This is a genomic window from Bradyrhizobium sp. 87 (genome assembly GCF_023073015.1).
Classification (GTDB): domain Bacteria; phylum Pseudomonadota; class Alphaproteobacteria; order Rhizobiales; family Xanthobacteraceae; genus Bradyrhizobium; species Bradyrhizobium canariense_D.
In genome coordinates this window covers 438,947-458,771 of record NZ_JADPIQ010000048.1, presented here as the reverse complement: position 1 = coordinate 458,771, position 19,825 = coordinate 438,947, and the positions used below count along the sequence as shown (strand labels likewise).

The following is a 19,825-nucleotide window of genomic DNA, read 5'->3' as shown; positions in this document are numbered from 1 at the left end:
ACGGAGCGGCAGCCCTGTTACAGCGCGGCATGCTCGAAAGCTCAATCCCGGGAATAGCCGATCAACGGCTTGCGCGGGCGGAACAGGATCATCAGGAGGATGCCGAGAATGCCGAGGACGGCGAAAACCGGCTGATCCAGCACCAGGCGGATCACCGAGGTCCACAGCCAGGGCGCCTTGGCCTCAACCCAGGTCCGGAATGCCGTCTGGCTGGCCTGATTGATGTCGTTCCAGAACTGGCCGAAGCGGGTGAACCGCAGGGTCTGGTCGGCCACCCAGCGGGCGCCATCATAGACCATGAAGATGAACCCGCCGGCGAGCAGCAACAGCCCAATCAGTCGGAAAAAGCCGCGGATCATGCCTCACCCTATATAGTCGTCCGATCGGACGACCCTCGGAACGCCGCCAGCCAATACAAGGGAGACGGCAGAAATTCAACCTCTTCAGGGCGTTACGGCACTCATCCCGGCTCTGAGGGGCTGCTTTTGCAGCCCGGGAAAGCGTTGACGGTGCCGAAGACCCTCTCTATAAGGGCGCCAACTGGCGGCGGGCGCAATCCTGCCGCCGCTGTTCTTTGAGCAGATGCAGGCTCTTTGGGCTTAGAGGCTTCTTGGGCTGAGAGGCTCCTTGGGCCTCAGAGGCAGCCGCAAGGCCGTCGCTCATGTTCCGGGAACAGCCTAGCAACCGAACACCCTAATTCCGAGCGTCGATTACGCGGTCAAGCAAGCCGGCGCTACCCGACGAAGACGCGACCGGTACCCGCAAAGGACATTGAGACCATGGCCAATACCACTTCCGCCAAGAAAGCGACGCGCAAGATCGCCCGCCGCACCGCTGTCAACAAGTCGCGCCGCACCCAGATGCGCGGTGCCGTACGTAACGTCGAAGAAGCGATCAAGACCGGCGACCGCGCCGCTGCCGTGACGGCGCTGGCGAATGCCGAGCCCGCCTTGATGCGCGCCGCGCAGCGAAACATCATTCACAAGAACAATGCCAGCCGCAAAGTCTCGCGGCTCACCGCGCAGATCGCCAAGCTCGCCAAGTAAACTCGCGAGCGTTCTGGCACGCCGTCCGATCGAGTCGTTCGATCGGGCGATCACATCGCACATCACACGCGTCAAATAGCCCGGCCTCACGCCGGGCTTTTTTGTTGCCCGTCATATTCACGCAAGCAGTCACGCGTCGAACGACCTTCGATCGGAGGATTGCGGCGCTTGCACCATGACGCGTCCGTAGTTTTACCTGCGAATGGTTTTGCAACAGCGGAAACTTGCACCGCGGTGCAAAAAGCCCCTGCGAGGCGGGCGCAAGTTGAATTCGCGGGCTTGCGAGTTCTGCACACCGTAGTTTCCCCGGATCGCGTCACGCGATGGAGTTACCCTGTGAAACGAGACTCAAAAAACGATGGCTCGCTAACAACTTATCGACATAGTGAGGCCAAGCATTTGGAAAATTCACCCGCGCGTCGCGCGCGTGACGCTTTTGTAAAAAATTTTTGGCGGTGGCGGAGAATTGTCACATCGGACGCGGCATCTTCGATTCTGTGCACGAATCCAAAAACTTGCTCTGAAGCCTGTGCACAAGTGCCGCGTGGCGTTAACGCAGATCAAGATTTTTGATGCCTCAAGTGTGAATCAATTCCGTTGCGAGTCTTTCCGCATAGTGTATTCCTTAAGACGTCAGCGGCGCCCACGATCTTGAGACCAGCGCGGTATCGGAAACGGGGCGAGCGTGCAAATCGGCGGCGGTGTGCACGTAGGCGACGCTTCAACAAGCGATTGTCGGATCAAAACCCACAGCAATGTGGGAACGGTAGCTCTTTGTCTGAATGTCTCCAAGCGGGATCTTTCTCTCGCGCTTAAGAGACATCTTGAAAGCTGCCCCGACAGGCATGATGGCGAAGCCGAGCGGACGACGAGTACACGGGCAGGCATCCGACTACGAAGCGGGTGTCGTTTGGACACGCAGGACCTTGTCGTGAGCAATCACGGCAGGACGGGGAGGTATCATGTCTTACGAACTCAACGCGGTATTGAAACACATTTCGACTTCCAGCATTTCGACTTCCAGCGATGCCGTTTTAGATCCGTCGGACATCAAGCCTCCCGCGTGTAACGGAGCGCCGAGTACGCGCTGACCTCGCGACCCCTCCATCTCTAGACATTGCTGATCGGACGCGGCGTTTCCGCCGAACGGTCGAGCCATGCCTGCAGGTGAAATCGCTTGAGGTCCCGCCATCGCAAATATCCCTGAGCAGGTATCCCTGGCAGGAACTCAGCATGGCGCTCACCACGCAACCTTATCTCTCAAGAAAAGTTCTCAAATGATGACAACCCCGGAACAGGATCGCTGGTCACGCGTGAAGAGTCGGCTGCGCTCGAACGTAGGCGAGGACGTCTATACGAGCTGGTTCGCGCGCATGGATCTGGAAGGCGTCCAGGACGAGAGCGTGCGTCTGTCGGTGCCAACCCGCTTCCTGAAGAGCTGGATCCAGGCCCATTATGCCGAGCGCGTGCTGTCGTGCTGGCAGGCCGAGATGCCGGAAGTGCATCGCATCGATCTCACCGTGCGCTCGGCCGTGCGCCCCGTGGTGCAGCAGAAGGAAGCGCCCGCGCCGGTCGAAACGCGCCGCTCGCCTGCGCCGGAGCTGCGCTCGACCGCGACCGCGCCGGTCTCGGCCAATCATGATGCACTCGGCGGCTCGCCGCTCGATCCGCGCCTGACGTTTGCGAGCTTCGTCGTCGGCCGTTCCAACACGCTGGCGCATGCGGCTGCGCGTCAGGTCGCCGAGGGTCGTCGCGGCGATCCCGTCATGTTCAATCCGCTCTACATCCATGCGGGTGTCGGCCTCGGCAAGACGCATCTCTTGCAGGCGGTGACCTGGGCCGGCAATTCCGGCAACGAGCGCAAGGTGCTTTATCTCACCGCCGAGAAATTCATGTACGGCTTCGTCGCCGCGCTGAAGACGCAGACGGCGCTCGCCTTCAAGGAAGCGTTGCGCGGCATCGACGTGCTCGTGATCGACGATCTCCAGTTCCTGCAGGGCAAGTCGACCCAGGCCGAGTTCTGCCACACGCTGAACGCGCTGATCGATGCCGGCCGCCAGGTCGTGATCGCGGCCGACCGTCCGCCGTCCGACCTCGAAAGCCTCGACGACCGCGTGCGCTCGCGGCTGGCCGGCGGCCTCGTGGTCGAGATGGCCTCGCTCGGCGAGGAGCTGCGGCACGGTATTCTCAAGTCGCGCGTCGCAGCCGCCCGCGCCCATCATGCGACCTTCGAGGTGCCGGAGGAGGTGCTGACCTATCTGGCCCGCGCCATCACCCATAACGGCCGGGATCTCGAAGGCGCGATCAACCGCCTGCTCGCGCATTCGAAGCTCAACAATCGGCCGGTGACGCTGGAGATGGCGGAGCACGAGGTGCGCGACCTGATCCGGCCGCAGGAACCGAAGCGGATCAAGATCGAGGACATCCAGCGCGTGGTGGCACGGCAGTATAATGTCAGCCGCTCCGATCTCCTGTCCTCGCGCCGGACCGCCAACGTGGTCCGTCCGCGCCAGGTGGCGATGTATCTCGCCAAGACGCTGACCTTGCGATCGCTCCCCGAGATCGGCCGCCGCTTCGGTGGGCGCGACCACACCACGGTGCTGCACGCCGTGCGCAAGATCGAGGCCCTGGTTTCCAAGGACACGGCGCTGTCGGACGAGGTCGAATCGCTCAAGCGCCAGCTTCAGGAATAAACGCCTATTTGCTTCTGCGCGGGTGCGACCACATCCAAGCTGCATCGGAGGTCGTCATGCCCGGGCCTGTCCCGGGCATCCACGTTCTTAGGACCGCGAACCCAGACGTGGATGGCCGGGACAAGCCCGGCCGTGACGGGCGCAGAGACGTCCCTGGCCGGCGAGGCGTTCAGCGCGTTGCGGAAACATAGGTAAATCGTGGGGAACTGCCCGCAATCCCTTGAATCCGGGGGCCATCCGCGCCACCTTGCGCGACCCTGACGGCTTTGGTCATATCGGCTGGATGATCCGGCTTTCCGGGGTCTTCGGTGCCGTGGCGCGCGTCCCGCCGCCCGGCTTTTCCAGATTTGTGTTTCCTTGGGGATCGGGCGAGTAGTGCAATGAAGGTTACGGTCGAACGCGCGCAACTCCTGAAGTCGCTGGGCCACGTCCACCGCGTGGTCGAACGCCGCAACACGATTCCGATCCTCGGCAACGTGCTTGTTAGGGCCGAAAACGCGAAATTGTCGCTGAAGGCGACCGACCTCGACCTCGAGGTCACGGAAACGCTCGCGGCGGAAACCGCGACCGCGGGCTCGACCACCGTGCCGGCGCACATGTTCTACGACATCGTGCGCAAGCTGCCGGATGGTTCGCAGATCGTGCTCGAAGCCGACGGCGACCGCGCCGTGCTGGCGATCCGTGCCGGGCGCTCCCGCTTCACGCTGCAGACCCTGCCGGAAAACGATTTCCCGGATCTCGCCGCCGGCGACATGTCGCATTCGTTCAGCCTCGCCGCCAAGGACGTCAAGCGGCTGATCGATCGCACCCAGTTCGCGATCTCCACGGAGGAGACCCGCTATTATCTCAACGGCATCTACCTGCATGCCGCGGGCTCCGCCAAAGCCGCCACCCTGCGCGGCGTCGCCACCGACGGCCACCGCCTCGCCCAGCTCGACCTGGTGCAGCCCAAGGGTGCCGAGGGCATGCCCGGCGTGATCGTGCCGCGCAAGACGGTCGGCGAGGTGCAGCGCCTGATCGAGGACAACGAGGCCGAGGTCACGATCGAGCTGTCGCAGGCCAAGATCCGCTTCACCATCGGCAATGTGGTGCTGACCTCGAAGCTGATCGACGGCACCTTCCCCGATTACGGCCGCGTGATCCCGCAGGGCAACGACAAGGAGCTCGTCGTCGACAAGAAGGATTTCGAGAACGCGGTCGACCGCGTCTCGACGATTTCCAGCGAGCGCGGGCGAGCCGTGAAACTCTCGCTGTCGCCGGGCAAGCTGGTGCTGTCGGTGACCAATCCGGATTCCGGCAGCGCGACCGAAGAGCTCGAAGTCGAATACGCCTCCGACGCCCTCGATATCGGCTTCAACTCCCGCTATCTGCTCGACATCGCCGCCCAGATCGAAGGCGACGTCGCAACGCTCCGGCTCGCCGACCCGGGCTCACCGACTCTGGTGCAAGACCGCGACGACAAGAGCGCGCTCTACGTGCTGATGCCGATGCGGGTGTGAGGGACGTGGTCCTCCTCTCGCGACACCTTTTATGCAGAGACAACCCCTCACCCGGCCTCGCTGCGCGAAGCCCCCCTCTCCCACAAGGGGAGAGGGGGAAGCTACAGCTTCGCCTGCCGAAACAAGCGCAATGCACGTTGCTGCGCCCTCTCCCCTTGTGGGAGAGGGCATCTCCACGGGCGGATACATACTCAGTCGGGTGAGGGGTTCGTGCCGCAGGAACCATCCCATCGGCCAGTCTCCAAACGTCTTCGCCAATTCGCGAAGAATATGCGGCACGAACCGGCGGATGCGGAAGCGGCAATGTGGCGCCTGCTCAGGCACCGGCAACTCTCCGCTTTCAAGTTTCGCCGGCAGGTCCCGTTCAACACCTACATTCTCGACTTCGTCTGCTTTGAGAAGCGCCTGGTGATCGAGATCGACGGCGGTCAGCACGGAGAATCACGACGCGATGCAGCGCGTGACGCAGCTCTCTCGCCGAAGGCTTTGTCATCGCGCGCTACTGGAACAACGACGTGCTCCAGCGACCCACTTCTGTATTGGAGGACATCCTTGCAAAGCTCGCCGAGCGGTAAGATACCCCTCACCCGTCGCCTCACCTTGTGAGGCGCCACCCTCTCCCACAAGGGGAGAGGGGAAGAATCGCGGCCACGACAAAGATCTGATGACCCCCTCCCGCATTCATCGCCTGACGCTGACGCATTTTCGTAATTACCGGGCGGCGGGGCTCGAGACGGCGGCCGACATGGTGGTCCTGGTCGGGCCGAACGGAGCGGGCAAGACCAATTGCATCGAGGCGATCTCGTTCCTGTCGCCGGGACGCGGCCTGCGGCGTGCGACGCTGGACGACGTCGCCGACAATCAGGGCGACGGCTCCTGGGCGGTGTCGGCACAGGTCGAGGGCGCGCTGGGCCTTGCCACGCTCGGCACCGGCATCGATCCGCCGTGCGCAGATAGCCCGGTCAGCCGGCGCTGCCGCATCGACCGCGAACCGGTCAATTCGGCGGCGGCGTTCGGCGACCACATCCGCATGGTATGGCTGACGCCGGCGATGGACGGGCTGTTCATGGGAGCGGCGTCCGAGCGGCGGCGCTTCTTCGACCGCCTGGTGCTCGCCATCGACAGCGACCATTCCAGCCGCATCTCCGCGCTCGAACGTTCGCTGCGTTCGCGCAACCGACTGCTCGAGACGCGCAATTACGACGACCATTGGTGTGACGCGATCGAGCGTGAGACCGCGGAGCTTGCGGTCGCGGTCGCCGCAACCCGCGGCCAGACCGCGGCGCGTCTGACCGGCATGCTGAACGCTCGCGCGCAGGCCTCCGCCTTCCCTTCGGCGCAGATCGCGCTCGACGGCTGGATGGAGAACGCGCTGCTGACGGAGACCGCGACGTCGGTCGAGGACCGCTACCGCCAGATCCTGCGCGACAACCGTCCGCGTGACGCCATCGCCGGCCGTACCACGGATGGTCCGCATCTCACCGATCTGCAGGTGATCTACGCGCCGAAAAGCATGCCGGCGCGCGATGCCTCGACCGGCGAGCAGAAGGCGTTGCTGATCGGGCTGGTGCTGGCGCATGCGAGCCTGGTCGCCGAGATGACCGGCATCGTGCCGCTGCTGCTACTCGACGAGGTCGTCGCGCATCTGGATCCCGGCAGGCGCGCGGCGCTGTTCGACGAGCTGCGCAAGCTCGGCGCGCAGGTGTGGTTGACCGGCGCAGACCCTGCCGCCTTCGCCGAGATCGGCGCCGGGGGCGAGATCTTTGACGTCGAAAGCGGACAGGTATCGGCCCGGCGCTAGTCGCCGCCGTTGAACCGGCCCCATTTCTGCCGCGACTAGTTGCCGGAGGCCGCGCCGACGGCGTCGCAGCCGTTTTGCAATCGCGCAATGACATGCCGCGCGAGACCCCTGGAGAGTGAGATGCGGACGGCAAGGTCCGGGGCGCAAGCTCCGGCACGATGGCGGGCGTTTGCGTGCGGCCTCGTCCTGCTCGCGATCTGCATGCTCGCTGCAAGGGCCGGCGCCGGGATGCCGCATCTCGCGGCGCTGTTTTCCGCCGATCTCACGCCGGATCCCGATGCCAGGCTGCTCGCACCGACCCGCTACAGCTTTCGAGGAATCCACACCACCCTGATGCGGGGCGTCGAAGCGCCGCTTCGGGTCAAGCTCGAGGCCACCGTGCCCGCCGAACTCGGCGACGTCCTAGCCTTCTACCGCAGGGAGCTCGGAAAGCTCGGCTGGCAGGAGCAGCACGATGGCGCCGTCGTCTCCGCCGATCACGTCCAGCTCGCGTTCGCATCTCCGCTCGGTCCGGCGATGCTGGAGCTCGGCCGCAAGGGCAGCAGCACCTTGGTTCATCTCGTGCAGAAGAACTCGGATACTGCAACCCGGGCGAACGTCATGCCCGAGCCGGGCCAGGCGAAGCTGGTGTTCAGCAACATCGGCGAGACGGAAGCCGTGCTCGGGATCAACGCGCACATCATCAAGCGCTCGGCCGGCGCTAACGCCGTCTCGCTGGATCTGGCGCCCGGCAGATATTCCTACGAACTGAACGTACCCGGCCGTCCGGCCCACAGCAATATCCTCACCGTCGCAGCCGGCGACGCCTGGGAGCTCACCATCGGGCGCGACGGCGAGGCATGGTCGCCGCTCCAGCTGTATTGAGCCGTCCGGATCTTTGAACCTGCCCGGTTCCTGCCGCGACTTCTCGTTTGAGACCCGCCGACGGTGTCGCAGCCGTTGCAATCGCGCGCGCCCAAGCGCCGCGCGGCATCCTGGAGACGTAACGATGGCGATGATCCCGCGCGGGATGCAAGTCCCGGCACCATGGCGGCTGCTTGCATGCGGTCTCTTCCTGATGGCGAGCTGCTCGATCGCGGCCGGCGCCGACGAGGGCATCGTCGACGTCCACGCGCTGCCCCAGCTCGAAGGTGCGGTGGAAGACATTTCGCGCCCCGATCCCTATAGCGTCGAATATCGCGTACCGATGCGGCAGGCCGTGACGCTGCCCGCGGTCCAAAAGCTCCTGCGCGACAACGGATGGGTGCCCTATGTGATGCCGCTTGAGGAGAAAAGCAGCCTGCTGAAGTTCAGGAAGGGACGACAAGGCCTTTCCGTTCATTTCACGCAGGCGCTCGGCCGGCCCGACCAGTCCGTGGTTTACTACACCACCGACCGGATGTACGGGAACGTGCCATTTCCGGAAGGCGCAAGTGACATCGTGTTCGACGGGACCCGGCCCTATCTCGGTTGCATCGCGCCGACGCCGCTCGATGCAACGTCGGATTTCTACAGCAGCCAGATGGCTGCGATCGGCTGGCAGAAGCTCACGCCGGAAACCGCCGCACGCTGGACCACCAGCCTGAATGAAACCGTTCCCAACGGCCTGCGCGCGTTCTACGCGCATGCCGATAGCAAGGAGACCGGCTTCTATCAGCAGAAGCCCGTGATGCTGACGCTGACGCGCCGCGACGATGGCCGCACCAATGTCGATATCCGGGTCGCCCCCTTCGCGCTGCCGAGCGAGCTCAAAGCCGATAGCGATCTGGCCGGCCTGCCGCGGCCGAGCCCGACCAAGACGGCCAGGGGGCTCGGCGGCGCGAGCGACAACAAGCGCGAAATGTCGGCCGCCGCGATGGCCGAGCTGCCGGCCGTGCTCGCCTTCTATCACCGCGAGTTCGCCGCGCGCGGCTGGCAGGAGGACGGCAGCGCGCAGCTCGCACCCGGTGACGAGGTCGCGATCAAGATCTCTTCGGCGGAGGAAACCGGCGTGCTGCGGCTTGGCCGCAAATATGATTTCACCATGGTCAGCCTGACCGCGCAGGTGAAGGACTCCGCGCTTGCCGCCCGTGCCAAGGCGAAGAAAGAGGCGGACGACAAGTTCCTTGGGGATGCGTTAGGTGCGGCCAAGCAGCTCATCACCGCCGACGAAGCCAGGCGCAAGGTGCAGGCGGCCGCATTGTCCGACGCGCCGCTCAACGCGCAGGCCGACAGCAAGATTCCGGTGCCGCTGCCTGAAAACGCCGAGGGTGTGAAGTTCGAGAGCGACGAGGGCAGGCTCGAGTTCTCCTCGACCTCGAGCGTGAAGGCGCTCACTGCGTTCTATCGCGCATCGCTCAAGCCAGCGGGCTGGAAAGAGCAGCCCTCCGTCATCAATCAGCCCAACATGGCGGTGATGGAGTTCGCAAAGAGCGGCAAGTCGATCTCGATGACCGTGATGCAGATGGGACCGAAGGTGAACGTTAGCGCCAACGGCTCCGGTCTGGTCGTCGCCGCGGCGAAGCCCGTCGAGGCCAAATCGACCCAAGCCAAGGCGGTCCAGACCAAATCGAAGGAGCCGCTCACGCCCGATCCCGATTCGGCCCTGCCGGTGCCGACGCAGCACAGCTCGACCGGCATCAGCTCCACGAAATTTCCCGGCAGCGACCAGTCGTTCCGGACCGAGCTCGAAGCCAGCATCCCCGCCGAGCTTGGCGAGGTCCTCGCCTTCTATCGCGCGGAGCTGACCAATCGGGGCTGGCAAGAGAAGGCCGACGGCGCGATCGTGACGGCCGAGCGGGCGGAGCTCGCGTTCACCTCGCCGCAGGGGCCGGCCGTGCTGAAGCTTGGCCGCGCCCGAGACGAGACCACGGTCAGCCTGATGCAGCGAAATCCGCAGGCCGCGGCCAAGGCCGACATCATGCCGAAGGCCGGACAGGCCAGGCTGATGCTCGGCAATATGGGGCCGAAAGAAGCATCGCTGACGATCAACAATCAGACCGTAAAGATCGCGGCCGGCGCCGGCGGTCCGCAATCGCCGAAAGGCCCGATGCTCGATCTGCCGCCAGGCAAGTACCAGTACGCGCTGCGTCTGCCGGGACGCCCCACTCGCACCGAGATTCTCACAGTGGCCGCCGGCGATGCCTGGGGCCTCCTGGTGGGGCCAAACGGAGATGTGCTGCCGCTTCAGATGTATTGAGCTGCAAGGCCGTTCCGGGGCGTTCCAGGCGCCTCGGAACGCCCTCGTCCCCGCAAAATCCACGCCTTCCACGGCCCGAAACGGCTTCCCGAATCGCGCTTTTTCCAAGCCGCCGAATCGGGCTTCGAAGGCCTTGAAAATCGGCCAAAAAATTCTATTTAATCAAAGACTTGCCGGGGGATACTTTGCGCTAGGCGCAATCCGTCTTTCGTGGCACAAATAGCCCGCATATCAGCGCCTTTTGCGCCGCTGATTCGGGCGACATCTCGAAGGCCTCTCATGACAGAACCTGCTCGGCAGACGCCTGCCGAAAACGAACCCTCAAATCCGAGCGATTACGGGGCGGAATCGATCCGCGTGCTCAAGGGTCTCGACGCCGTCCGCAAGCGTCCCGGCATGTATATCGGCGACACCGATGACGGCTCGGGCCTGCATCACATGGTGTACGAGGTCGTGGATAACGCGATCGACGAGGCGCTCGCGGGCCACGCCACGCGCGTGGACGTGATCCTCAACGCCGACAATTCCGTCACCGTGCGCGACGACGGCCGCGGCATTCCCGTCGACATCCACAAGGGCGAAGGCATCTCGGCAGCCGAGGTCATCATGACCCAGCTCCATGCCGGCGGTAAGTTCGACCAGAATTCCTACAAGGTTTCCGGCGGTCTGCACGGCGTCGGCGTCTCCGTCGTCAACGCGCTGTCAAGCAAGCTCGGCTTGCGCATCTGGCGCGACAACAAGGAACACTACATCGAATTCGCCCATGGCGATGCGGTCGCGCCGCTCAAGGTGGTCGGCGACGCGCCCGGCAGGCGCGGCACTGAGGTGACGTTCCAGGCTTCGACGGAAACCTTCAAGAACATCGAGTATGATTTCGCCACGCTGGAGCACCGGCTGCGCGAGCTCGCCTTCCTCAATTCCGGCGTCAACATCGCCCTCTCCGACATGCGTCACGCCGTCGAGAAGCGCGAGGAGATGCACTATTCCGGCGGCGTCGAGGAATTCGTCAAATATCTCGACCGCAACAAGAAGGCGATCGTTCCGGCGCCGATCATGGTGCGCGCGGAATCCAACGGCATCGGTGTCGAGGCCGCGTTGTGGTGGAACGACAGCTACCACGAGAACGTGCTGTGCTTCACCAACAACATCCCGCAGCGCGACGGCGGCACCCATCTCGCCGGCTTCCGCGGCGCGCTGACGCGCCAGGTCAACGGCTATGCCGAGGCCAACGCGAAAAAGGAAAAGATCGCGCTCACCGGCGACGACTGCCGCGAAGGCCTCACTGCGGTGCTGTCGGTGAAGGTGCCGGACCCAAAATTTTCGTCGCAGACCAAGGACAAGCTGGTGTCCTCGGAAGTGCGCCCCGTGGTCGAGAACGTGCTCAACGAGGCGCTGCAGGCCTGGTTCGAGGAGCATCCCTCCGAAGCCAAGATGATCGTCGGCAAGGTGATCCAGGCGGCGGCTGCCCGCGAAGCCGCGCGAAAGGCGCGCGAGCTGACGCGCAAGAGCCCGCTCTCGGTCTCTTCGCTGCCCGGCAAGCTCGCCGACTGCCAGGAGAAGGACCCGGCGAAATCCGAGCTCTTCATCGTCGAGGGTGACTCGGCAGGCGGCAGCGCCAAGCAGGGCCGCAACCGCGAATTCCAGGCCGTGCTGCCGCTGCGCGGCAAGATCCTCAATGTCGAACGCGTGCGTCCCGACAAGATGCTGCACAGCGAGCAGATCGGCACGCTGATCACCGCGCTCGGCACCGGCATCAGCGACGAATTCTCGATCGAGAAGCTGCGCTATCACAAGATCATCGTGATGACGGACGCCGACGTCGACGGCGCCCACATCCGCACGCTGCTGCTCACTTTCTTCTACCGGCAGATGCGCGAGATCATCGACGGCGGCTATCTCTATATCGCCCAGCCGCCGCTCTATAAGGTCAACCGCGGCAAGTCCGAGCAATATCTGAAGGACGAGCGGGCGCTGGAAGATTATCTGATCGATACCGGGCTGGACGATTGCGTCTATATTCCCGGCACCGGCGGCGATCGCACCGGCCGCGACCTGCGCTCGCTGGTCGATGACGCCCGCGCCGTCCGCGGCGTCCTGCGCAGCCTGCACACCCGCTACAATCGCAAGGTGATCGAGCAGGCCGCCATCACCGGCGTGCTCAACAAGGCGATCTACGGCGATCCGGAGAAAGCCGCCGCGGCAGCCCAATACATCGCCGCCCGCCTCGACACGCTCGCCGACGAGGTCGAGCGCGGCTGGATCGGTCAATACGTCGAAGGCCATGGTTTCCAGTTCGAGCGCACCGTGCGCGGCGTCAAGGACGTCGCCCTCATCGATGACGCGTTCCTGGGCTCGGTCGAAGCCCGCAAGCTCGACGAGTACACCGTCAAGCTCCAGGACGTTTATGCCCGCCCCGGCAAGCTGCGGCGCAAGGACACCGAGCACATGGTCTACGGCCCGGTCGATCTGTTCGAAGCCGTCACCGACGCCGGCCGCAAGGGCGTCTCGCTGCAGCGCTACAAAGGGCTGGGCGAGATGAATCCGGAGCAACTCTGGCAGACGACGCTGGACGTCAATGCGCGATCACTGCTCCAGGTGAAGGTCAAAGAGGTCGACGAGGCCGACGACATCTTCACCAAGCTGATGGGCGACGTGGTCGAGCCGCGCCGCGACTTCATCCAGGAACATTCGCTGAGCGCGACGATCGATATCTGAGATCGGATGGCTTGGACGGTCGTCATGCCCCGGACTTGTCCCGGGCATCTAGGTTCTCCGTGCATCTGGCAAAGGCGTGGATGGCCGGGACAAGCCCGGCCATGACGTAGAGACACGGCTGAACCTCCCCCGCCCTCGCGACAAGTGCAGAATTGCTCCCGCGCTCAATTCTCGGTAGTTTCCGCCTCGAAAACCCGCCCACCCAACACGACAGCGAGAGACCCCGTGGCGCCCATCCAGTACATTGTCGAGGGCGGTCACCGGCTCTCGGGCTCGATCGAGCCTTCCGGCAACAAGAATGCGGCCCTGCCGATCATCGCGGCAGCCCTGCTCACCGAGCATCCGGTGACGCTGGAGAACGTGCCGCGGATCCGCGACACCGAGACGCTGGTCGAGCTGATCCGCTCGGTCGGCGCGGCGGCGGAATGGACCGCCCGCAACACGCTTCATATTCACGCCAAGAGCATCCGCGCCGCCGATCTCGATCCTGATCTGTGCGTGCGCATCCGCGCCTCGATCCTGCTCGCCGGCCCCCTGCTCGCCCGCTGCGGCGAAGTGATGCTACCGCCGCCCGGCGGCGACGTCATCGGCCGCCGAAGGCTCGACACGCATGTGCTCGCACTCGAGCAGTTGGGAGCCAAGGTCACCGCGACCGACCGGCTCGAATTCCGCGCTTCGAAACTGACCGGCGCCGACGTGTTCCTGGACGAGCCCAGCGTGACCGCGACCGAGAACGCGCTGGTCGCAGCCGTCGCCGCCCAAGGCACCACCTATTTGCGCAACGCCGCGTCCGAGCCGCATGTGCAGGACCTCGCCAACTTCCTGGTCGCGCTCGGCGCAGGGATCGAGGGCATCGGCACCAACACCATGATGGTGCACGGTCCGGCGACGCTGGGCGGCGCGACCTACCGGATCCAGCCCGACCATATCGAGGTCGGCTCGCTGATCGGACTCGCGGCCGTGACGCGGTCGCCGCTTCGCATCGTGCGCGCGGGCGTCGAGCATCTGCGCTCGATCCGCATGGGATTCGAACGGCTCGGCATCGTCTGCCGCATCGAGGGCGACGATCTCATCGTGCCATCAAACCAGACGCTGAAGATCCAGGACGATTTTGGCGGCCACGTGCCGAAGCTGGAAGACCAGCCCTGGCCGGCCTTCCCGGCCGATCTGATGTCGATCGCGATCGTCACCGCCACGCAATGCGAGGGCGTGATCCTGATGTTCGAGAAGATGTTCGAATCGCGGATGTTCTTCGTCGACAAGCTGATCGCGATGGGCGCGCGTATCGTGCTCTGTGACCCCCATCGCGCCATCATCGCCGGCCCCAGCCGCCTGCGCGGTGCATCGATGATCTCGCCCGACATTCGCGCCGGCATGGCCATGCTGCTCGCGGCCGTCTGCGCCGAGGGCACCTCCACGATCAACAACGCCGACCAGATCGAGCGCGGCTACGAGCGCATCGACGAGCGCCTCAACGCGCTCGGCGCGAAGATCAGGCGCGTGCCTGAACGGAAGGGCTGAGGCGCTTCTTCCCTTCTCCCCTTGTGGGAGAAGGTGGCGTAGGCGGCCTTTGGCCGCCGTTTTTGAGAACGCCGAAGCTTCGCATCGGCTATAGCGCCGGATGAGGGGTTGCTTCAGCGAGTCCTGCTGCTTGAGGGCCGTACGCGGAGAGATCCCCCTCACCCGTCTCGCCGCTGCTGCGGCGAGCCACCCTCTCCCGCAAGGGGAGAGGGAGAAGACCAAGCCATGTTTTCGTCGCCCGGCTGTGCTATTGACCCGGCCATGCTCGACACCGTCCAGCCTCGTTCGCAGCCGCAAGCCGGCGTGCCGCCAAATCCTCTCGCCGACGAATTCGTCGCGACGCTGCGGCTGGCCGTGCCGATGATGCTGACGCAGCTCGGGCAGATCGCGATGATCACGACCGATCTCGCGCTGATCGGGCGGCTCGGCGAGAGCGCGGTCGCAGCAGCAGCGCTGGCGCACACGGTCTATTTCGTCAGCTTCACCTTCGGGCTCGGATTGATGACGGCGGTGTCGCCGCTGGTCGCGCAAGCCTTCGGCGCCGGCGATGTCAGGCGCATCCGCCGCTCTCTGCGCGTCGGCTTGTGGGTCGCCTTGCTGATCTCGCTGCCGATGATGGCCTCCCCGCTCTATGGCGAGCACATCCTGGTCGCACTCGGTCAGGCGCCGCACTCGGCCGCGCTCGCCCAGCGCTATCTGAATGGGCTGGCCTGGGGCATCGCGCCGGCACTCGGCTTCATCGCGCTGCGCAGCATGATGAGCGCGGTGAACCGGCCGCAGGCCCCGCTATGGATCACGCTCGCGGCGATCCCCGTCAATGCCGCGCTGGTCTACGCCCTGATCCACGGCCTGTTCGGCCTGCCGGAGCTCGGTCTGTTCGGCGCAGGGCTTGCGACCACCATCGTCAATCTCGGCACGTTCGTCGCCACGCTCGCCATTGCGGGGCTGCGCAAGCCGTTCGCGGATTATCGTCCGCTTGCCCATCTCTGGCGGATCGACTGGCCCCTGATGCACAAGCTCATCGCGATCGGCGCCCCGATCTCGTTCTCACTGCTGCTGGAATATGGCCTGTTCTCTTCGGCGGCGCTGCTGATGGGGTTGATCTCGACCACGGCGCTCGCGGCGCATCAGATCGCGCTCCAGGTCACCGCCGTGCTGTTCATGGTCCCGCTCGGCATCGGCATGGCAGCCACGGTGCGGGTCGGCCACGCCTTCGGCCGGGGCGACCCGGCTGCGGTGAGGCGCGCAGGTCTCGTGGCAGCCGTGATCGGGATCGCGTTCGTCTCGGCCCTCAGCGTCGCAATCATTCTCGGCCGCTATGAGCTCGGACGGCTGTTCTTCGGCAGCGGCGAGGCGAGCATGGCGACCGTCGAGCTGACTGCAACGCTGCTGCTGGTCGGCGCGACCTTCTTCATCGCCGATGCCATCCAGACCATCATGGGCGGCGCACTGCGCGGCATCAATGACACCAGAATGACGTTGGTATTCGCCGCGATCGGCTACTGGTGCGTGGGCTTTCCCATCGCCTGGTTGCTCGCTTTTCACGCTGATTTCGGCGCGGTCAGTGTCTGGATCGGACTGTCGATCGGATCGTTCGTCTATGCCGGACTTCTGATCTTGCGCTTCCGGATGCTGACGCGCAAACTGGCGGGATGAACGGGACCGTCCGCGAAGTCATCCCCGATGTCGACGCCGGCACGCTGCTGGCCGGTGCGCAATTCATCGACGCCTTTCGCGTGGAGATCGGCACAGCACCGGTGAATGCCCGCGAGGCCTGCACCAGGATGGTGTTGCACGGACCGCGCTGGATCGGTGCACTGACACGCCTGCGCAACATCCTCGTGAGGCCCTTTGGATTGAAGACATCGGGTGAAGGCGCACCAGCGCCGGGCGGCCCGATCGGCTTGTTTCCGGTGCTGAGCGAAACGCCGGAGCAGCTGGTCGCCGGCTTCAATGATTATCATCTCGACTTCCGCATCGTGGTCGATGTCGCCGGCGAAGCGGTGCTGCGCCACGTCACCCTGACCACGCTGGTGCGGACCAACAATCGGCTGGGCCGCGCCTATCTCGCGTTCATCACGCCCTTCCACAAGCTCGTCGCCCGCAGCATGATGGGGCGGCTCGTGGAGCCGGCCCGATGACGCTCTCCGTCGACCTCTTCTACTCCTTTCGCAGCCCGTTCAGCTGTCTGGCGTTGCCGAAAACGCTCAACCTGGTCGAAACCTACGATCTGACGGTGAATTTGCGGCCGGTCTATCCGCTCGCAGTCCGTGTGCCCGGGTTTTTCAAGAAGGCCAGCCCGAACTTCATTCGCTATGTGGTGCTCGACAGCACGCGCGTGGCGCAGCACGAAGGCATTCCGTTCCGCTTTCCCAGGCCCGATCCGATCGTGCAGCACAAGGTGACGTTCGAGGTCGCGGCGGAGCAGCCCTACATCCACCGTCTGACCCGGCTTGGTGCCATGGCGCAGCTCGAGGGACGCTCGCTCGCATTCACCGATGCAATCGCCCGCGTGCTGTGGGACGGCTCGGTGTCGGGCTGGAACGAAGGCGATCATCTCGGGCGCGGCGCCGAAAAGGCCGGCTTCGATCTCGCCGCGATGGATGCCGCAATCACCGCGGACCCTGATCGCTACGAGCAGGTGATCACGGAGAACGAGAAGGACCACGCCGCCTCCGGCCATTGGGGCGTGCCGACCTTCGTGTTCGACAACGAGCCGTTCTTCGGCCAGGACCGCATCGATTTGCTGGTCTGGCGCATGCAGGGCAAGGACCTGATGCGGCGCTAGCTCACTCGGCCAAGCGCGCTGACTTGTCCGACGAGGCTTCCGACCACTCGCCGACGACGCGATCGAGATCGCAGAGATTCTGGTGCATCTGCTCCAGCGAGAAGCCGATCGCGAAGAAGCGCTCGGCGGTGTCGCTCGGCTGGCCGCGGATCAGGCCGTCCTGGCGAACGGCGGCAACCGCCTCGGCGTAATGCTGGAGCGCGACGTGCACGGGATGAATCGGCGGCGCGCCGGCACCAGCCCGCAACGCTTCGGCCGCCGAGCGCAGAAAGCGCACGATCGCCGCACTGACCTCCGCCAGCGGCGCGGCGAGCCGCATCTGCACCTCGGCCGGCAACGGCACCACGGTCGAGCGGCCGATCATCACGACGTCGTGGCGCAGCCGTAGGATCGTTCGCAGCAAGGGACCGGTGTCGGGCCCGCTTGACAGGCGCGCGGCCCGCTCGCGCTCGGCTTCGGCACCGATCGCATTCATGCCCACCATCGCGGTGCCGATGCCGTCCTGGATCCGGTGCAGCGCATCGTTGTCGCGGCCGCGCGTGAGACCCGCGAGCAGCTCGGTGAAGGCGTCCGCGATCAGCTCGAGCAGCCTTGCCGCGCTGGCGCGGATCTGGCGCACCGCGCGCGAGGGCAGCACCAGGAACGAGACCAGCAATCCCGTGATTGCGCCGACCCCGACCTCGCTGACCCGATCGATTGCCGATGTCATGGGATCGGAATGATGCATCGTCGGAACCAGCAGCACGATGATGGCGGTGACCGTCGCTGCATTGAGGCTCGGGTTGATCGCGGCGACGAAGGCGAGTGGCGCGACCGCCAGCACCAGCAGGCCCAACAGGCCGGCCTCGGTCGAATAAGGGATCAGGATCGCGATGGCGCCCCCATAGATGGCGCCGCCGATGGTGCCGAGCACGTAATCGCGCGTCGCCTTCAGCGAGCGCCCGACGCTCAACTGGGTCACGATCAGCGAGGTCAGCACCGCCCAGAGCGGCAGCAGCAGATGCAGCGCGGTGGCGATCGCGTAGGCCGCGGTGGCCGCGACCGTGACCCGGATCGCCAGGCCCAGTTGCGTTCGCCGCGCCCGGACCCGGTCGAACACATCTTTTGGAAGTCCCATCGTGGAATATCCCGATCCTCTTGGAGCCTGCCAAAAGCATAGCTGATGCCCGCAGCCCATGGCCGCTTGAAAGGCCAAATCAGCCCGCCTAACTTGCGCGCCAAAACGAGGAAACACGATGGCCCACGAAACCGCAACGCTCGCTGCCTATGTCTTCAATCTGAAATACGGGGATATTCCGGCGGAAGTGCTGGATCGCGCAAAGGTGCTGACGCTGGACTTCCTGGGCAGCGCCATCCGCGCCCGCAGCGAAGCGGAATCGACCCCCTCGATCCTGAAGATGCTGGAGGCGCTCGCGCTCGACACCAGGGGCGAATCCACCGTGTTCGGCGACAGCAAGACCTGGACGCCGGCGGTCGCGGCGCTGCTCAACGGCGCGCTCGGCCATTCCCTCGACTTCGACGACACCCATGCGGACTCCTCGCTGCACCCGAGCGCGCCGGTCGTTCCGGCCGCCTTCGCCATCGGCGAGATGGTCGGCGCGTCGGGCCGCGACGTGCTGACCGCGATCGTTGCGGGCTATGAGGTCTGCTGCCGGCTCGGCAACGCGCTCGACCCGACCTCGCATTATGCGCGCGGCTTCCATCCGACCGCCACCGCTGGCACCTATGGCGCAGCAGCGGCCGCCGGAAAACTGTTCGGCCTGTCCGAGCAACAGCTCATCGCCGCCTTCGGCGTCGCCGGCAGCCAGGCCGCGGGCTCGCTGCAATTCCTGGTCAATGGCGCCTGGAACAAGCGCTACCAGGTCGGAGCCGCCGCGATGAATGGCGTGATCGCCGCGACGCTGGCGCGCAACGACTTCGTCGGGGCGACGGAATCCGTGGAGGGCAAACATGGCCTGCTCGCCGGCTACACCGACGATGCGCATCCCGACAAGGCGGTCGCCGAGCTCGGCAAGACCTACGAGACCATGAAGATCGGCGTCAAACCGTATCCGAGCTGCCGCTATACCCACGCCGCGATCGACGCGCTGATCGCAATGCGGCGCGAGCACAATCTGACGCCCGATCAGGTCAAGCGGGTCGAAATCGGCCTGCATCGCAACGGCATCACGCTCACCGGCGACGCCGCGACCAAGCGCCACCCGACCTCGATCGTCGGCGGCCAGTTCTCGATGTTCTTCACCGGCGCGCTCGCGCTCGACCAGGGCTCATTTGGCTGGGACGACTACAATCGTCTTGGCGACGCCGCCATCGACGCACTCGCCGACAAGTTCGACGTAGTGCAGGACGATCGCCTCGAAATCGGCCGCACCCACCCCTTTGGCGCGCGCGTGAGTATCACGACGGACGACGGCGTGCATGAGCGGCTCTACGCCGATCCCTCGGGGGAGCCGACCTCGTTCCCGGATGCACAGGCGATGCAGCAAAAATTCTTGACGCTGGCACGCCCGGTGCTGAATGCGCGCGCGGAGAAATTCGCAGACGCGATCATGACGCTGGAGCGGTTCGATCGCGTGGCAAAGGCGACGGAGCTGGGAAGGTAAAG

Annotated in this window: 14 protein-coding genes and 1 pseudogene; 13 read left to right on the top strand and 2 right to left on the bottom strand. The window is 65.0% G+C overall.

Going from position 1 to position 19,825, the window contains the following annotated elements:
- Positions 1–41: 41 nt before the first annotated feature.
- Complete coding sequence (locus IVB50_RS11755) at positions 42–359, bottom strand: hypothetical protein (RefSeq protein WP_007616084.1); 318 nt, start codon at positions 357–359, stop codon at positions 42–44.
- A gap of 420 nt (positions 360–779) precedes the next feature.
- Here IVB50_RS11755 and rpsT point away from each other — a divergent pair, with 420 nt between their 5' ends.
- From rpsT to IVB50_RS11695, 12 genes and pseudogenes are all read left to right on the top strand, one after another.
- Complete coding sequence (gene rpsT / locus IVB50_RS11750) at positions 780–1,046, top strand: 30S ribosomal protein S20 (protein WP_007598259.1); 267 nt, start codon at positions 780–782, stop codon at positions 1,044–1,046.
- 1,280 nt (positions 1,047–2,326) lie between these two features.
- Positions 2,327–3,739 carry a chromosomal replication initiator protein DnaA gene (dnaA, locus tag IVB50_RS11745; RefSeq protein WP_026233035.1) on the top strand — a complete coding sequence of 471 codons (1,413 nt, stop codon included), beginning with the start codon at positions 2,327–2,329 and terminating at the stop codon, positions 3,737–3,739.
- 380 nt (positions 3,740–4,119) lie between these two features.
- Positions 4,120–5,238, top strand: a complete 1,119-nt coding sequence (dnaN, locus tag IVB50_RS11740) for a DNA polymerase III subunit beta (RefSeq protein WP_007598262.1) — start codon at positions 4,120–4,122, stop codon at positions 5,236–5,238.
- Positions 5,239–5,448: 210 nt separating this feature from the next.
- Positions 5,449–5,813 (top strand): annotated as a pseudogene (locus tag IVB50_RS11735) (DUF559 domain-containing protein).
- A gap of 89 nt (positions 5,814–5,902) precedes the next feature.
- Entirely contained in the window at positions 5,903–7,039 is a 1,137-nt protein-coding gene (gene recF / locus IVB50_RS11730) for a DNA replication/repair protein RecF (protein ID WP_018455838.1), read from the top strand.
- 120 nt (positions 7,040–7,159) lie between these two features.
- Entirely contained in the window at positions 7,160–7,903 is a 744-nt protein-coding gene (locus IVB50_RS11725) for a hypothetical protein (RefSeq protein ID WP_026233034.1), read from the top strand.
- A gap of 124 nt (positions 7,904–8,027) precedes the next feature.
- Positions 8,028–10,196 carry a hypothetical protein gene (locus IVB50_RS11720; protein ID WP_247295897.1) on the top strand — a complete coding sequence of 723 codons (2,169 nt, stop codon included), beginning with the start codon at positions 8,028–8,030 and terminating at the stop codon, positions 10,194–10,196.
- Between the two features lie 279 nt (positions 10,197–10,475).
- Complete coding sequence (gene gyrB, locus IVB50_RS11715) at positions 10,476–12,911, top strand: DNA topoisomerase (ATP-hydrolyzing) subunit B (protein WP_018455834.1); 2,436 nt, start codon at positions 10,476–10,478, stop codon at positions 12,909–12,911.
- 225 nt (positions 12,912–13,136) lie between these two features.
- Positions 13,137–14,432: a UDP-N-acetylglucosamine 1-carboxyvinyltransferase gene (murA, locus tag IVB50_RS11710; RefSeq protein ID WP_247295895.1), complete on the top strand. Its 1,296-nt coding sequence runs from the start codon at positions 13,137–13,139 to the stop codon at positions 14,430–14,432.
- A 261-nt stretch (positions 14,433–14,693) separates the two neighbouring features.
- Positions 14,694–16,088, top strand: coding sequence for an MATE family efflux transporter (locus IVB50_RS11705; protein ID WP_018455832.1), 1,395 nt, complete (start codon positions 14,694–14,696; stop codon positions 16,086–16,088).
- The gene (locus IVB50_RS11700) at positions 16,085–16,573 is read left to right on the top strand and encodes a DUF2867 domain-containing protein (protein WP_018455831.1); all 489 of its coding nucleotides are present in this window, start codon (positions 16,085–16,087) and stop codon (positions 16,571–16,573) included. Before IVB50_RS11705 ends, IVB50_RS11700 begins: the two co-directional genes overlap by 4 nt.
- The gene (locus IVB50_RS11695) at positions 16,570–17,220 is read left to right on the top strand and encodes a 2-hydroxychromene-2-carboxylate isomerase (RefSeq protein WP_018455830.1); all 651 of its coding nucleotides are present in this window, start codon (positions 16,570–16,572) and stop codon (positions 17,218–17,220) included. Before IVB50_RS11700 ends, IVB50_RS11695 begins: the two co-directional genes overlap by 4 nt.
- Before the next feature lies 1 nt (position 17,221).
- On the opposite strand, the gene IVB50_RS11690 is transcribed toward IVB50_RS11695, so the two are convergent.
- Complete coding sequence (locus IVB50_RS11690; RefSeq protein WP_018455829.1) at positions 17,222–18,337, bottom strand: FUSC family protein; 1,116 nt, start codon at positions 18,335–18,337, stop codon at positions 17,222–17,224.
- 118 nt (positions 18,338–18,455) lie between these two features.
- Here IVB50_RS11690 and IVB50_RS11685 point away from each other — a divergent pair, with 118 nt between their 5' ends.
- On the top strand, positions 18,456–19,823 hold the full coding sequence (locus tag IVB50_RS11685) for an MmgE/PrpD family protein (RefSeq protein ID WP_018455828.1): 1,368 nt from the start codon (positions 18,456–18,458) through the stop codon (positions 19,821–19,823).
- Positions 19,824–19,825 lie beyond the last annotated feature (2 nt).